This window comes from Cupriavidus sp. 01L45 (assembly GCF_056399885.1).
Window position 1 is genome coordinate 19,726 of sequence record NZ_JBFTSG010000077.1, and the last position, 16,045, is coordinate 35,770.

The 16,045-nt window shown below is 67.8% G+C and carries 13 protein-coding genes; 12 read left to right on the plus strand and 1 reads right to left on the minus strand.

Features of this window, described 5'->3' with window-relative positions; all coding sequences use genetic code 11:
• Positions 1-9: 9 nt before the first annotated feature.
• The gene (locus AC1DT6_RS36345) at positions 10-1,194 is read right to left on the minus strand and encodes a BamA/TamA family outer membrane protein (RefSeq protein ID WP_441635448.1); all 1,185 of its coding nucleotides are present in this window, start codon (positions 1,192-1,194) and stop codon (positions 10-12) included.
• 214 nt (positions 1,195-1,408) lie between these two features.
• On the opposite strand from AC1DT6_RS36345, the gene AC1DT6_RS36350 reads away from it, so the two are divergent.
• The 12 genes from AC1DT6_RS36350 to AC1DT6_RS36405 all read left to right on the plus strand — a co-directional run.
• Complete coding sequence (locus AC1DT6_RS36350; protein ID WP_441635446.1) at positions 1,409-2,209, plus strand: hypothetical protein; 801 nt, start codon at positions 1,409-1,411, stop codon at positions 2,207-2,209.
• A gap of 156 nt (positions 2,210-2,365) precedes the next feature.
• Entirely contained in the window at positions 2,366-3,613 is a 1,248-nt protein-coding gene (locus AC1DT6_RS36355; RefSeq protein ID WP_477111978.1) for a formylglycine-generating enzyme family protein, read from the plus strand.
• Positions 3,614-3,871: 258 nt separating this feature from the next.
• Positions 3,872-6,379, plus strand: coding sequence for a spermidine synthase (locus tag AC1DT6_RS36360; protein WP_477115402.1), 2,508 nt, complete (start codon positions 3,872-3,874; stop codon positions 6,377-6,379).
• Positions 6,380-6,456: 77 nt separating this feature from the next.
• Positions 6,457-8,109, plus strand: a complete 1,653-nt coding sequence (locus tag AC1DT6_RS36365) for an arylsulfatase (protein WP_441637238.1) — start codon at positions 6,457-6,459, stop codon at positions 8,107-8,109.
• 100 nt (positions 8,110-8,209) lie between these two features.
• Positions 8,210-9,193 carry an AAA family ATPase gene (locus tag AC1DT6_RS36370; RefSeq protein WP_441637240.1) on the plus strand — a complete coding sequence of 328 codons (984 nt, stop codon included), beginning with the start codon at positions 8,210-8,212 and terminating at the stop codon, positions 9,191-9,193.
• Positions 9,190-10,173: a DUF58 domain-containing protein gene (locus tag AC1DT6_RS36375; protein WP_441637242.1), complete on the plus strand. Its 984-nt coding sequence runs from the start codon at positions 9,190-9,192 to the stop codon at positions 10,171-10,173. Before AC1DT6_RS36370 ends, AC1DT6_RS36375 begins: the two co-directional genes overlap by 4 nt.
• A gap of 19 nt (positions 10,174-10,192) precedes the next feature.
• The gene (locus tag AC1DT6_RS36380) at positions 10,193-10,747 is read left to right on the plus strand and encodes a DUF4381 domain-containing protein (protein WP_477102130.1); all 555 of its coding nucleotides are present in this window, start codon (positions 10,193-10,195) and stop codon (positions 10,745-10,747) included.
• On the plus strand, positions 10,734-11,768 hold the full coding sequence (locus AC1DT6_RS36385) for a vWA domain-containing protein (protein ID WP_441637472.1): 1,035 nt from the start codon (positions 10,734-10,736) through the stop codon (positions 11,766-11,768). The genes AC1DT6_RS36380 and AC1DT6_RS36385 overlap by 14 nt, the downstream gene beginning before the upstream one ends.
• Positions 11,769-13,403, plus strand: coding sequence for a VWA domain-containing protein (locus tag AC1DT6_RS36390; RefSeq protein WP_441637474.1), 1,635 nt, complete (start codon positions 11,769-11,771; stop codon positions 13,401-13,403).
• The gene (locus AC1DT6_RS36395; RefSeq protein WP_477102128.1) at positions 13,400-14,788 is read left to right on the plus strand and encodes a hypothetical protein; all 1,389 of its coding nucleotides are present in this window, start codon (positions 13,400-13,402) and stop codon (positions 14,786-14,788) included. The genes AC1DT6_RS36390 and AC1DT6_RS36395 overlap by 4 nt, the downstream gene beginning before the upstream one ends.
• A 55-nt stretch (positions 14,789-14,843) precedes the next feature.
• Positions 14,844-15,710, plus strand: coding sequence for a MipA/OmpV family protein (locus AC1DT6_RS36400; protein ID WP_441637478.1), 867 nt, complete (start codon positions 14,844-14,846; stop codon positions 15,708-15,710).
• A gap of 73 nt (positions 15,711-15,783) precedes the next feature.
• The coding region (locus tag AC1DT6_RS36405) for a DUF2252 family protein (protein ID WP_477111979.1) at positions 15,784-16,045 on the plus strand (262 nt) is incomplete at its 3' end.

Genomic DNA, 16,045 nt, shown 5'->3' on the forward strand with positions numbered 1-16,045 from the left:
AGCGGCGGCTTAATGCCAGGCGCTGCCCACCTGGACATAAAAGGCGTTCTGGTCTCTGCTATGGGCCACGTCGATGCCGATCGACACCCCCAGCTTGCGCGCGATCAGGTAGCGAAAGCCCCCGCCGATGCTATACACGGTGGCCGCGTTGGAGAAGCTGTGCCATCTGCCATAGGCCTTGCCCGCGCCGGTAAAGCCCAGCAACGACCAGCGCGGCGTCGCTTCCCAGCGCAACTCCAGTTCGGTGACGACGGCGTTGCGGTCCTGGTAGCGGCCCTTGGATACGCCGCGCAGATCGACGAAGGGCTGCGCGTAGAAGGGAATATCGCCGGTGGAGAAGCGCCCGTCGGCGCGCAGCCCGAGGATCCATGTGCGCGCCAGCGGCTGCCAGGTGAAGCCGCGCGCGTTGTACATATTGAAGTTCTGCGTGCTGCCGAAGCCGCCGCGCGCGAACTGCGCTTCCAGCTCGGCATAGCTGCCGCGGCTGGGATAGAAGATGTTGTCGCGTGAATCGTAGTCGACCACCAGGCCGCCCTTGCCGATGCGCTGGTTGCGGTCCATGCCCCCCAGTTCGGTGGCCACCGGGCCCTTGAAGGTGGCGGTGGAGTCGAACAGGACGTAGCGCGGCCCCACGTACCAGTGGGAGTCACCGATGCGCGCCATGAATTGCTGCACCAGGAACAGCCCCTCCAGCTGGTAGGCGCGCGCCTGGTTGAGCAAGCCGAAGTAATCGAGTTGCGCATCGACCTTGGCCAGCGCGCCGAGGTAGCGGTAGCGGTCGCCGTCCCAGGTATGGAAGTGTGCCGCGCCCACGCCCCAGGTGCCGTTGCCGGTATAGGCACCGCCCACCGCGGTGATATTGGGTGGTGCCGGACCCTGCCCGCTGGCTTGCGCCTTTTCGGCGGCGTCCTTCATCGATTCGGAGAAAAACAGCAGGCCCAGGCCGGCGCCGTAGCCGATGGCCGGCTCGGTGATGAGGGTCGGCACCGGCAGCGCGCCCTTGTGGTTGAGCAGGAGGTCGCTTGCGTCGAGCATGCCGTCTTCAGGGTCGAACAAGCTCAGCGCTCCCGGGTCCTTCTCTTGCTTCTGGCTGTTCTGCGGCGAGGGTTGGGCGTGCGCGGTTGCCGCCGCGAGCGCGAGCAGTCCGCATGCAAGCAAGGCTTGTTTGGCAGGAAAGCGGTTCGGATTCTGCATGAAAGGCGTTGGGGGCGACGGCGGGCTCGGTTACGTCCCGCCACCTTAAGCCATCGCCCTGCGGCGTGGACGCCATGCGAAAATTTTCAGATCACATGGGAAAAGTTCTGTATATCGCACCTCGGCAGCCTATGTCAGCATCGCCCTGAGTGATTGATGCGCCAGTTGGGTTCTTCAGCTGGCAGCAAGCAGGAATTTCCGGGGAAATGCAACGATGAAGACGAATCTGCTGCGCTGCGGACAGGCCGCCATGCTCGCACTGACACTGGGCGCCGCGCCGGGGCTGCATGCGCAATCCGCCGCGGAGGACGCCAACAAGAGCAACAACCCGCTCAACCCGGCGCCTTCGCTCAATCTGCAGAACTACTACTCGCCCCGGGTGTACGACACCAACGTGCACACCAACGATTTCCTGCTGCGCGGCACGCTGCCCATCCTGCCCGGCAATCTGGTGGGCGTGCCGCAGATCCTGCGCGCCACGGTGCCGGTCAGCACGCGCCCGCAGGCCGATGGCAGTTACACCACGGGACTTGGCGACATCAATATCTTCGATATTTTCCTGCTCAGGTCCCAGGGCACGCAGATCGGCGTGGGGCCGTTGCTGACCATGCCCACCGCAACCTCGCCGGAGCTCGGCACCGGCAAGTGGCAGGCCGGCCTGGCCGCCGTGGTGGTGGATCCCACTCCGGCCCGGCTGCTGGGTGCCCTGGTGCAATGGCAGCACTCCTTTGCCGGGCAGAGCTCGCGCCCGACCGTGCAGACGCTGACGTTCCAGCCCTTCGGTATCTTCAATTTCCCGGGTGGCTGGTATGCGCGTTCCACCGGCATATGGACTTTCAACCTGCAGAACGACGCCTATTACATCCCGGTGGGCCTTGGCTTCGGCAAGGCGTGGAAGGAGGGCAAGACCATCATGAATGTGTTTGTCGAGCCCCAGTATTCGGTGGCACACCACGGTCCGGGGCAGCCGCAATGGACGGTGTTCGCCGGCTTGAACATGACGTTCGGCAAGTAGGGAGCGCAAGGTGTCGCGGCTGGAGCGCCACGTTGGCTCCCACAACAATTCCCTAACATCGGTGCCAAAAATTTTCATCTCTCCCCCCGGCTTGCTCTGGCATGCTAAAAGCACGCCCCAGGCTGGGGCGTGGCCAGCCTATTGCGGACCGCAACCATGAATCGTCGTCGAGAGAAGGACAGTCAATCCCGCCGGACGGCCCCGGCCGCGGTGACGGTGGCGGGGCCGGCGCCCGCGCGCTGGCGCCGCGCGCTGTGGATCGGCGCGGCGGTGCTGGCTTGCGCGGCGGTGGGCGGCGGCGCAGCCTGGTGGCAGGCGCGCGGCACCGCGCAGTTGCGGGCCAAAGCGGTATTCGGCGATGGCACGCGCGGCCCCAGCGACATGGCCTGGGTGCCGGGCGGGGAATTCCTGATGGGCAGCGACCATAAGCTGGCGCAGGCCAACGAGCGGCCGGCCCACAAGGTGCGCGTACATGGTTTCTGGATGGATATCCACCACGTCACCAACGCGCAATTTGCCGCCTTCGTGCGCGCTACCGGCTATGTCACCACGGCCGAGCGCAAACCGGACTGGGAGACGCTGCGCGTGCAGTTGCCGCCCGGCACGCCGCGTCCGCCCGATTCGGCGATGGTGGCGGGCGGCATGGTGTTCGTCGGCACCAGCCGGCCGGTGCCGCTGCAGGATTACTCGCGCTGGTGGCGCTATGTGCCCGGCGCGGACTGGCGGCATCCCAGCGGCCCCGACAGCAATATCACCGGCAAGGACGATCATCCGGTGGTTCAGGTTTCCCATGAAGACGCGCAGGCCTACGCCAAATGGGCCGGCAAGCGCCTGCCTACCGAGGCCGAATGGGAGTTCGCCGCGCGCGGTGGGCTGGAACAGGCGACCTATGGCTGGGGCGACCAGTTCGCCCCGGAAGGCCGGCAGATGGCCAACGTCTGGCAGGGACAACAAGCGCAGCCGTTCCCGGTGGTCAGCGCCAAGGCCGGCGGCGCGCTCGGCACCAGCCCGGTGGGCACGTTCCCGGCCAACGGCTACGGCCTGTCCGACATGACCGGCAACGCCTGGCAGTGGGTGGCGGACTGGTACCGCGCCGACCAGTTCCGGCGCGAAGCCGTGAGCGCCAGGCCGATCGAGAACCCTGTCGGCCCGGCCGATTCGTGGGATCCCTCGGAGCCCGGCGTCCCCGTGGCCGCACCGCGCCGCGTCACGCGCGGCGGGTCCTTCCTCTGCAATGAAGACTATTGCCTGAGCTATCGCCCCAGCGCCAGGCGCGGCACCGATCCGTACAACAGCATGTCGCACCTCGGCTTCCGGCTGGTGGTGGACGACACACAGTGGAAGCAGGCCAGGGACGGCAAGCCCGCTACACAGGCTGCCGCAGGTGGCCCGCGGCCAGGCTGAGCGGGGCGGAACCATTTCCGAAGCGCGGCGCGGCAGGGGCCTGCGTGCCGGTGGCAGTTTTTCGCCTGCTGCCTGGCGAATCGCGGTTCGTTGACAGGGAAGGCATGACACGCATGAGCCGGATCGGGACCGGTCGCTTGTAGCGGGGCGGCGGCGCCCGCACGGCGCGGGATGGGATGCACGCGGAGGCTGGGACAGATGAGCAGGAACCGGGCACATTCAGCCGCGATGGCGGCACCGCCACCGGGACGGCCCGCAATGCCGTCACGGCCCCTGGCGCTGGAAGCGGCAGAGACGCATGGGGCTTTGCTGGCGGCGCTGCTGTTCGCCTCCGGTGCATCCGCGCTGGTCTACCAGGTACTGTGGATCAAACAGGTGGCGTTGATCGTTGGCGTTGACGTCTATGCCGTCACCACGGGTGTCAGCGCGTTCTTCCTCGGCCTGGCCTGCGGCGGCTGGGCGCTGGGCCGGCGCGCGGACCGCGCGGCACGGCCCTTGATGTTCTACGCCGCGCTGGAACTCGGCATCGCGGTGCTGGGCCTTGGCGCCACGCTCGGGCTGGCGCAGGCGGCACCGTGGTTCGTGGCGATCGAGAGCCGCGCCGGCCTGCTGGCCTGGTGCCTGCCTTTCGCGCTGATCGGGGCGCCTGCCTTGTTGATGGGCGGCACCTTGCCCGCGCTGATGGCGGCCTGCGCGCCGCCGGCGGGCAAGGTGGCGCGTACCGGCGGCGGGCTCTACGCCGCCAATACCCTGGGCGCCATGGCCGGCGCCTTGCTGACTACCTTCATGCTGGTGCCTTCGTTTGGCGTGCGTGGCGCCGCCATGGCCGCTGCGCTGGTCAACCTGGCGCTGGCGGCAACGGCGTTTGGCTTTGGCCGCGCCAGCGCGCCTCGGGCAATCGATGCCGCCGCGGCCGCACCCGTGGCCGCGCCGCAAGCGCGGGCACGGCTGGCGGTGGGGCTCTATGCCGTGGCCGGCGGCATCGCGCTCGGCTATGAAGTCGTCTGGTCGCAGATCATCGTGCAGTTCATGAGCACGCGCAGCTTTGCCTTCACCATCGTGCTGGCCACCTACCTGGGCGGCCTGGTGGCAGGCAGCGCCATCTACGCCCGTTTTGCCGACCGCGTGCGCGATCCGTGGGGCGTGTTTGGCGTGCTGGTGGGGCTCGCGGGCCTGGTCGCGCTGCTGCAGTTGGCGGGGCTCGGGAACTGGCTGGTCCAGTTGCAGGTGAGCCTGGCAGGCGTGGTCATGGCGGCCACGGGCAGCGAGTTGGCCGCAATGTRCGCGCGCTTTGCASTGGCGGGGCTGTGCGTGGTGTTTGCGCCCACGATGCTGCTCGGTGCGGCGTTTCCCGCAGCCTTGCGCTTGTGTGCCGAACCCGGTCATATCGGCCGCGACGTCGGCGTTGTGCTGGCGCTCAATACGGCGGGCGGCATCGCCGGCACCTTCCTGAGCGGCTTCGTGCTTGTGCCGGCGCTAGGCCTTGTCCATACCCTCGGGATACTCGCCGCCGCGGCGGCTACGGTGGGCACGGTTGCCGTGCTGCGCGGCCCCGGCGTGCGGCCCGCCCTGTGCGCGGCCGCCCTGGGCATCGGCGTCTGCGTGGCAGTGGCCGCCGTGCTGACGCCGCCCGATCGCCTCGCGCGGCTGCTGGCCGAGGCCAAGGACGGCACCCTGGTCTCCTACGAGGAAAGCCCTGGCGGCACGGTCGCCGTGATCGAGCAGGGCAGGCCGGGCGCCAGCTTCCGGCGCCTGTACATCTCAGGTGTTTCCAACTCGGGCGACGCCATCGGGTCGCTGCGCTACATGCGGCTGCAGGCCTTGCTGCCGCTGCTGGTCCACACGCAGGAGCCGCGCTCGGCGCTGGTGGTTGCGCTTGGCACCGGCATTACCGCGGGCGCGCTCACGCAATACCCGGGGCTGGAACGCCGCGTCACGGCCGAGCTGCTGCCCGCGGTGGTGCGTGCCGTGCCGGAGTTCCGGGGCAACTACGACGTCAGCCGCCATCCCCGATCCGACATCCGCGTGCGCGACGGCCGCCATGAACTCCTGCGCTGCCCCGAGCGCTACGACCTGATCACCCTGGAGCCGCCGCCGCCATCGGCTGCCGGCGTGGTGAATCTCTACTCGCGCGATTTCTACGAGCTGGCGCGCAGCCGCTTGCAGCCGGGCGGGCTGTTTGCCCAGTGGCTGCCGCTGGCCACGCAGAACGACGAAGACTCCCGCGCRCTGGTGCGCAGCTTCCTTGACGCGTTCCCGCACGCCTCGCTTTGGACTACCGAGGTGCACGAGATGCTGCTGGTGGGCTCGGATGCGCCGCTGGACCTGGACGCCGCGCGCATCCAGGCGCGCTTCAACCAGTCAGCCGTGGCCGGCGCCCTGCGCGAGGTCGGCATCAATTCGCCCGCCGCGCTGCTCGCCACCTGGGTGACGGGACGGGAAGGGCTGGAGCGCTACGCCGCCGGCGCGCCGGCCGTGACGGACGATCGGCCGTTGATCGAATACGCGGGCTGGGTGCGGCGCGACGAGATATCGCGCGTGCTGCCCGCCTTGCTGGATCTGTATATGGCACCGCCGTTGCGCGGCGCAGACCCTGCCTTTCAGGCGGATATCGATCAGGAGCGTCGCCGGCTGATGCACTTCTACGCGGCCACGCTTGCCGCTTACGCCGGCGACCGGCAGCGCTGGCGGGAAGAGATCGGGCTGGCCGTGCAGGGCGGCGAGGCCAACCAGTACTTCCGCCGCATGCTGGGCATGCGGGACTGAGCAACGAGAGATTCGAGAACACGGATTGGGGAAACCGGGGCCGCCGGCAGCGGTCGGGTAACAGAGGAGGAGCACACATGCGAATCAATCGCTCACTGAAGCGAGCGGCTATCGCGCTCGCGGTGGCGGTGCCGATCGCGGCCGCCGGATGGCTGGTAACCGCGCCAACCACCACAATGGCAGCGGACGCGCCTGCCAAGGCGTCAGCGAGCGCGCCGAACAGCACGTCCGCCAAGAAGCCGAATATCCTTGTGATCTTCGGCGACGATATCGGGCAGACCAATATCAGCGCCTATAGCATGGGTGTGGTCGGTTACAAGACGCCAAACATCGACCGCATCGCGCGCGAGGGCATGATGTTTACCGACTACTACGCCGAAAACAGCTGTACGGCGGGCCGCTCTTCCTTCATCACCGGGCAGACGCCGTTGCGCACCGGCCTGAGCAAGGTCGGCGCGCCGGGTGCGCCGGTGGGCCTGCAGAAGGGCGATATCACGATTGCCCAGGCATTGAAGGCGCAAGGTTATGCCACCGGGCAGTTCGGCAAGAACCACCTTGGGGACAAGAACGAGTACCTGCCGACAGCGCATGGCTTCGATGAGTTCTTTGGCAACCTCTACCACCTGAATGCCGAGGAGGAGCCTGAGCGCCCCTATTGGCCGAAGGACAAGAACGACCCGTTCGCGAAGAACTTCTCGCCGCGCGGCGTGATCCACTCGTTCGCCGATGGCAAGGTCCAGGACACCGGCCCGCTGACCACGAAGCGGATGGAGACGATCGACGACGAGACTACTGCCGCAGCGCAGGAGTTCATCAAGAAGCAAGCCAAGGACAACAAGCCATTCTTCGTCTGGATGAATACCACCCGCATGCACTTGTTCACGCATGTCCGCGACTCCATGAAGGGCCGCAGCGGCATGCCCGGCAACGAGTATGCCGACGGCATGCTGGAGCATGACGAGGATGTGGGCAAGCTGCTGAAGACACTGGATGACCTGGGCATCACCAAAGACACCATCGTGGTCTACACGACCGATAACGGGCCCAACCAGTTCTCCTGGCCGGATGCGGCAACCACCCCGTTCCGCAGCGAGAAAGACACCAACTGGGAGGGGGCGTTCCGGGTGCCCGCCATGGTGCGATGGCCGGGGCGCATCAAGCCGGGAACAGTCTCCAACGAGATGTTCTCCGGGTTGGACTGGTTCCCGACCCTGTTGGCCGCCGTGGGCGATACCACCGTCAAGGATCGCCTGCTGAAGGGCTGGTCGCCGAAATCCGGGCAGAGTTTCAAGGTGCACCTGGACGGCTACAACCAGCTTGACTACCTGACAGGCAAGAATGCGAAGGGAGCGCGCGAAGAGTTCTATTACTTTGACGATGACGGCAATCTGGTGGCCATGCGCTTTGGCGACTGGAAGGCTGTCTTCTGCGAGCAACGCGCGCCGGGGGGCATGCAGGTCTGGGCCAATCCCTTCACCTGCCTGCGACTGCCAAAGATCTTCAATTTGCGCATGGACCCCTATGAGCGCGCAGATGTCGCCTCTGACCAGTACTACGACTGGATGACCAAGAACGCCTACCTGACCGGCATCGCCACCATGAAGGCATCCGTGTTCCTCGAGACCTTCGTGGCCTACCCGCCAAGCCAGAAGCCAGCCAGCTTCAGCGTGGACCAGGTGCGCAAGTCCGTGGACGAGCGGATCGAGAAGCTGAGGTCGCAGAAAAAGTAGCCGCGGCTGTTGTGTAACGATGTGGCCCGTCGGTCCTGCTGGCGGGCCATTCTCGCGACTTACCCCGGCCCTGCGGCCGAGGCTACGAGAGACTTGGACAATGAGTTCCAGAGAGGCAATCGCGGCGCTGCAGCAGCATGTGGAGCAGTCCATCAAAGGGCAGGGCGAAGTGATCCGGCAGATCGTCATCGGCCTGCTGGCCAACGGCCACCTGCTGCTGGAGAGCGTGCCCGGGCTGGCCAAGACGCGCATGGTCAAGAGCGTGGCCGCGAGCCTGGACGCGCAGATGCGCCGCATCCAGTTCACCCCGGACCTGCTGCCCGCCGACATCACCGGCTCGGACATCCTTTACCAGGAGGCGGGCAGGAACAGCTTCCGCTTCCAGCCGGGCCCCGTGTTCGGCAACCTGATCCTGGCCGACGAAATCAACCGTGCGCCGGCCAAGGTGCAATCCGCGCTGCTCGAAGCCATGGAGGAGCGCCAGGTCTCGGTGGGCGGCACCACCCATCCCATGCCTGAACTGTTCATGGTGCTGGCCACGCAGAACCCGATCGAGCAAGAAGGCACTTACCCGCTGCCCGAGGCGCAGATGGACCGCTTCCTGATGAAGGTGCTGATCACCTATCCCGCAGCCGACGACGAGCGCGATGTGCTGCGCCTCGTGCGCGGCGAGGAGACGGGCAGCGCGGCGCCCGCTACGCCCCGCGCGGAGCAGGCCAGGGTGCCGCAGTCGGCGATCTTTGCCGCGCGCGAAGAGATCCACGGTGTCCACGTGGCTGACGCGATCGACCGCTACATCATCGACCTGGTCAATGCCAGCCGCACGCCGGCCCGCTTTGACGCCGAACTGGCGAAATGGATCGCGCTGGGCGCCAGCCCGCGCGGCGGCATAGCGCTGGACCGCGCGGCCCGCGCCAACGCCTGGCTGGACGGACGCGATCACGTGACGCCCGACGATGTGCGTGCGATGGCGCTGCCCACGCTGCGGCACCGGCTGATCCTGTCCTACGACGCCAGCGCGGACGGGCTGGACGCCGACGCGGTGGTGAACAAACTGGTCGAAGTCGTGGCCGTGCCCGCATGAAGGATCCCGCGATGCCGGTGGTGCGCGGGAGCGAGCTCGGCACCGTGTGGGTCGACGTCGCGCACCTGGCCCGGCTGGAGCTGGCCGTGCGGGACCTGGGCTTCACCATGCGCCAGCCGCACGCCAGTGTGCTGTCGGGCAAGCACGGCTCGCGCATTCGCGGGCGCGGCCTGAACTTCGAAGAACTGCGCGGCTACCAGCAGGGCGACGATGTCCGCCACCTGGACTGGAAGGCCTCGCTGCGCATGGGCAAGCCGCTGGTGCGCGTCTATACCGAGGAGCGCGACCTGCCGGTACTGCTGGTGGTGGATCAGCGCATGCCGATGTTCTTCGGTTCCAGGCGGGCGATGAAATCGGTGCTGGCCGCGGAGTTTGCCGGGCTGTGCGCCTGGATGGCGCTGCAGGCGGGCGACCGCGTGGGCGCGATCGTGTTTAACGACTCCGATACCACGCTGATCCGGCCGCTGCGCAGCCGTGCCCGCGTGCAGGCCGTGCTGGGCGCCATCGCCCGGATGAACCAGGCGCTGCACGCCGACAGCGCGGCGCGGCCCGTCTACGGCCAGCTCGACCGCACGCTGGAGCGCGCCTTGCAACTGGCCGGGCACGACCACCTCATCTGCGTGATCAGCGATTTCGCGGGCGCCGGCCAGCGTACCCAGGACCTGCTGCGCCAGCTGTCCAGCCACAACAGCGTGATCGCGGCGATGGTGTTCGATCCCTTGTTCCAGGCGGTGCCGCACCACACCGGCCGCATGGTCGTGACCGAAGGGCATCTGCAGGTCGAGCTGGACATGGGCGACAAGACCACGCGCGAGCCGATCGAATCCTTCTTCACCGGGCGCCTGCACGAGGTCACCGAACTGCTCAAGCGCAGCGGCGTGCCGATGATGCCGATCGACACGGAGGGTGAGGCCCTGGCCCAGTTGCGGCATTTCCTGGGACGCCTGGCGCCGCGCGGCAAAGCGCCAGGCCGGCATTGAGGCGCGCGGCGGATACTCCATGGCAGACCTGACCCGTTCCTACGCCACCGATGCCGTGCAGCCAGGTGCAGGCGCACCGGAGGCCGCCGGCACATTGGCAAACCTGCAGGAAATCGCCTTGCCGCCGCCTGCGTCCTATCTGCCCCAGACCTGGGGCTGGGCCGTGCTGGCCGCCTTGCTGCTGGCGCTGGGCGGGCTGCTGGCCTGGCGCGCCTGGCGGCGCCGCCAGGCAAACCGCTACCGGCGCGACGCGCTCGCGGAGCTGGCGCGCATTGAAGCCGGCCTGGCCGCGGCGGCCGGCGCCGACAGCCGCCGCGACGCGCTTGCCGCCTTGCCCGCGCTGGTCAAGCGCGTGGTGCTGGCGTTCGCGCCGCGCACGCAGGTGGCGAGCCTGTCCGCGCAGGCATGGCTGGACTATCTCGATGGCACCTGGCGCGGCGGTGGTTTCAGCAATGGCCCTGGCCGGCTGCTGCCGGAGCTGGCCTACGGGCAGCGCCCGCCGCCGGCTGCCGAAGTGACGGCGCTGATTGCGCTGCTGCGCGACTGGATCGGACAGCACCATGCTCACCTTTGACCACCCGTGGGCCGCGCTGGTCCTGCTGTTGCCCATCCTGGTCTGGCTGCTGCTGCCGGCTTACCGGGAAACCATGCCTGCCGTGCGCGTGCCGTTCTTCGAGGAAATGGCTGAACGCTCCGGCCTGCGGCCCTCCGAGGGCGCGGTGGTGATGCGCCGCAACTGGGCACAGCGGCTGCTGGCGCCGCTGTGCTGGGCACTGGTGGTGGCCGCGCTGGCCATGCCGGTCCGGGTGGACCCGCCGATCGAGCGCACCGAGCCGGCGCGCGACCTGATGCTGGCGATCGACCTGTCGCAATCGATGGAGGCCAGGGATTTCGCGCAAGCCGACGGCCACCGCGTGGACCGGCTTACCGCCGTCAAGCAGGTGGTCAGCACGTTTATCGACCGCCGCAAGGAAGACCGCATCGGCCTGATCGTGTTTGGCGCGGCGGCGTTCCCGCAGGCGCCGCTCACCATGGACCACGACAGCGTCAAGGCCTTGCTCGCCGAAGTCCAGATCGGCATGGCGGGCCCGCAGACGGCGATTGGCGACGCCATTGGCGTGGGCGTGCGCATGACCGAAAAATCGCCCGCGCAGGAGAAGGTACTGATCCTGTTGACGGACGGCAACGACACTGCCAGCAAGGTGCCGCCGGAGCAGGCCGCGCGGATCGCCAGGGACAAGGGGCTGATCATCCATACGATCGGCATCGGCGACATCAACGCCACGGGCGAGAACAAGGTCGATCTGGGTGCGTTGCAGAAGATCTCCAGCATGACGGGAGGCCGCTCGTTCCGTGGCGAGGACCTGGCCGGGCTGGAGTCCATCTAYGCGACGCTGGACCGGATCACGCCAGTCAAGGTAAAGCGCCAGTCGCACCAGCCCAAGCGCGATCTTTTCTACTATCCGCTCGCCGCGGCGGGCATGCTGCTGTTGCTGTATCACGCGGTCATGCTATTGCTGAGCGCCATCCGCCGGCCGCGCCGCCAGCCGTTGGTGGACCGTGGCCAGGGCGTCGCGCCGGAACCGGGGCACTGAATGGATTTCGGTGAGTTCCATTTCCTGCGCCCCCTGTGGCTGCTCCTGATGCCGGCGGCGTTGCTGATTGTCTTCGCCTGGCATCGGTTCTCCGACCCACGCCGGCGCTGGCGGGGCGTGATCGCCCCGCATCTGCTGGAGCGGCTGATCGTCGATGGCGGGCGCGGCTGGCGCCTGCGGCCGGTACACGGCGCGTGCGCCGCGCTGGTTCTGATCGGCCTTGCCGCGGCGGGGCCGGCCTGGGAGCGCGAGCCGCCGCCGTTTACCGAGGACAAGGCGCCGATGGTGGTTGCCATCGACCTGTCGCGCAACATGGACGCGGTGGACCTGGCGCCCACCCGGCTGGAGCGCGGCAAGCAGAAGGTGCGCGACCTGATGCAGCTGCGCGCGGGCTCGCGCACCGGGCTGGTGGTGTACGCGGGCACGGCGCACATGGTAGTGCCGCCTACCGATGACCCGCAGTTCATGGCGTTGTATTTGGACGCGCTGGATACCGGCATGATGCCGCGCGCGGGCAAGAACGCCGCCGCCGCGCTGGCGCTCGCCGACACCCTGCTGGCCCGGGAGTCGGCCGCGGGCACCGTGCTGTTCATCACCGATGGCTTCGACCGGGCGGAAATCCCCGTTTTTGCCGCGCACGCCCGCAATAGCCAGGTGCAGGTGCTGGTGCTGGCTGCCGGCACTACCCAGGGCGGCCCGATCCGTACCGCCGATGGCCGGGTGGCCACCGACCAGCAGGGCCGGCCGGTGCAGGGCACGCTGGACCTGGCGGCGCTGAAGGCGCTCTCGTCCGATGCCGACATCCCGCTGGCCAGCCTGACGCTGGACGACGACGATGTGAACTGGGTACAGCGCCGCGCGGTGCGCAATATGCAGGCCGCGCAGGAGAAGAACGCCGAGGTGCGCTGGAAGGAGGCGGGCTACGTCCTGACCATCCCCATCGCGCTGCTGGCTGCCTTCTGGTTCCGGCGCGGCTGGGTGGTGCGCTGGCTGCCTGCGCTGCTGGTGGCCCTGCTTGTGCAGGCACCGCGCCCGGCGGTGGCGGCGCCGGTGGTCCTCACGACGGCATCGATCAAGGCGTTTTTCCTGGATGCCTTCCTCACCCCCGACCAGCAAGGCCGCTGGCATTTCGAGCGCGGGGATTACACCGCCGCCGCGGCGCATTTCCAGGACCCGATATGGCGTGGCTGGGCCAGCTACCGCGCGCGCGACTTCGCGGGCGCGCTGACCGCGTTTGCCGCCCTGGCCACCCCGGATGCTTTTTTCATGATGGGTAACTGCTATGCGCAGCTGAAGGACTATCCGCGTGCGCTTTCGGCCTATGACAACGCGCTCAAGGGGCGCCCCGGATTTGCGCAGGCCATCGCCAACCGAGCCCTCATCGCGGCGCTGATCGAACAGGAGAAAAAGAAGAAGAAAGACGACGGCGAGGAAGCGCCGGACACGCCGCCGGACAAAATCCAGTTCGACGACAAGGACGATGGCGGCAAGAAGGAAAAGGCCGATATGAGCCGCGTGCAACAACAAAACGCCGAGCTATGGATGCGTAACCTGCAGATTTCGCCGGCGGATTTCCTGCGCCAGAAGTTCCAGATCGAGGCGCAGCAGCCGGCGCAGGGCAAGGCCGCGCCATGAAACGCCTCCTGTTCTACACCACCATTGTCGCCTTGCTGGGCCTGCTGATCGCGCTGCCGGTCCTGGCTGACGGGCCGCGGTCGATGGCGCGCGCGCATCTGGAGCCAGGCGGCGCGGTGGCGCAGGGCCAGCCTGTCAAGCTGGTGGTGGACGCGCTGACTACCAACTGGTTCACCGAGGCGCCGGTCTTTCCCGTGCTGGAGATTCCCGGCGCTATCGTCAGCCCGCCGGGCGACGATGCCACCAACCTGAGCGAAGAGATCCAGGGCGTGAAGTGGTTCGGCGTATCGCGCTCGTACATCGTCACGCCGCAGACCGGCGGCGATCTTGCCATTGCGCCGCTGGAACTCACGCTGCAGGTAGGGCAGGTGAGCGGGGTGGTAAAGGTGCGCACCCCCGCGCTGACGCTGAAAGTCAAGACGGTGCCGCGCCCGGCCGGCGCGGAGAACGCTATCGGGACATCGCGGCTGGAATTGACGCAGTCCATCGACCATGACCTGCGCACGCTCAAGCAGGGCGACGCCTTTACGCGGACCATCGAGATCAGCGCCGACGGCGTGCAGGCCATGCTGCTGCCGCCCACGCCATTTGGGCCGGTGTCGGGGCTCGCGGTCTATCCCAAGGCGCCCCGCGTGCAGGACATCAGCCAGGAGCGACAGGGTTTTCTGGGCGGGCGCCGGGTCGATGCCGCCACCTATCTGGTGCAGAAGTCCGGCCGCTACGAGTTGCCGGGGGTGAGCGTGCAATGGTGGGACATCCGTGCTGGCAAGTTGCGCACGGCCACGGTGCCCCCATTGCGGTTTTCCGCTTCCGCCAACCCCGGCTACCAGCCGCCGGTTGGCATTCCGGGCGAGCCCCTGGCGGCGCTGCCGGGACGCCATGCGCGCCTGGATCCGCAATGGCTAGCCTATTGCGCCGCAGTGCTGGTGGTGCTGGGGCTGGCGGCCTGGCTGCTGTTGCCCCGGCTGATCCGCGCGGTTGGGCGCCTGAAGGCCTGGCGGCGCCAGCGTCGGCTGGCTTATGCAAGCTCCGAGGCCGCCGCCTTTGCGCGGCTGCGGCGCGCGCAGCAGGGCGAGGACGCCAGCGCACTGGTGAGCAGCCTGTACGCCTGGCTCGACCGGGTGGCCCGGCGCGCGCCCGCTGTGCTTGGGCGCCCCGCGGCGCTTGGCGATGCCGAACGCGCCGCCGGCAGCGCGACTTTTGCCACGGCGGGGGAGCAACTGCTGTCCAGCCGCTATGGCGCGGCGGCCACACAAGGCGATGTGCCGCCAGCCGCGCTGGGCAAGGCACTGGATGAAGCCAGGGCGGGGCTGGTGCGCCGCTCCACGCGTTCCGGTCATCATGCGGCGAGATCTTTGCCACCGCTCAATCCGGCCAGTGGCTAGCAAGCACGCCGCCATGGCTGGTCTAAGCTTGGTTTCCATCCGGAGCGATTCCACAATGCTTCCACCTCCGCTGCAGGCTTGTTTCGCATCATCCCCCCCGGCCGGGCGGCGCACCGCCGGCGCGCTGCGCTTGTCGATCGCCATGTTGCTGGCAGCCGTCATGTCCGGCAAGGCCGCCGCCGGGCCGGTGGACCTGCCGAATTCCCTGCCGAACATGGTCGGCGCCGGCTTTGGCTCCACGACGGAATACGCCGGCGGCAAGGACCGCATGATCGGCGTGGTGCCGGGGGTGCGCTATGTCACGCCAGGCGGCCACCTGTTCGAATGGTACGGACCCTATGCGCAATACAACTTTGGTGGCGTCACCGGCTTCCAGTGGGGGCCCGCAGGGGCGCTCCGGTTGGGGCGCAAGGATGTCGACGATCCCGTGGTCTCCCAGATTCACGAAATCAAGACCACGGTGGAGGCGGGCGGCTTCATCGGCTACGAGTACCTGGACCAGGGCAGCATTCCCTACCGGCTGCGCGGCAGCGTGGCGGTGGTGACAAATGCGGGCGTGGTCTACACGGGTGCGCGCCTCAGTGTCAACGGGAGCGGCTGGGTGCCATTGCATCCGCGGGTATATGCCGGGGCCGGGCTGGGCGCAAGCTGGGTGAGCCAGGGCTTCAACCAGACCTACTACGGTGTGACGCCGGACGATGCCGCGCGCAGCGGCCTGCCCGTCTACGCGCCCGGCGGCGGATTGCAGCAGGTGACCGGCTGGCTTGCGCTGGTTTTCCAGATCGACAAGAACTGGTACGCCGGCGCCATGGTCTACGGACAGCGGCTCACCGGCAGTGCCGGAGACAGTCCTATCGTGACGCAGCGCGGCACGCGCAACCAGATCACTTATGGCGCTGGCATCGCCTATGCCTGGAGATAGACAAGCATGGAAATCCATACCGGCAACAACACCCGGAAACGCAAAAGACAGAGCCGTAATCCAAGGAAAGCTTGTGGACACCCCTGAAGACATCGAATCCCGCCGCGAACGCGGCAAAGTCACGCGCAAACACGTTCCCCGCAGCGCGCATGTCGCGGTCGGCAGCGTCGAACGAGATCCCGTCGGGTTGCTGGAGATCAACAGCGCCGGCCGTGTCGAACGGCTGGTGCCGCTGCGCTATGGCCGCATGATCGAATCGCCTTTCACCTTCTACCGTGGCAGCGCCATCATCCAGGCGCATGACCTCGCCGGTACGCCGAATTCAGACATCCCCA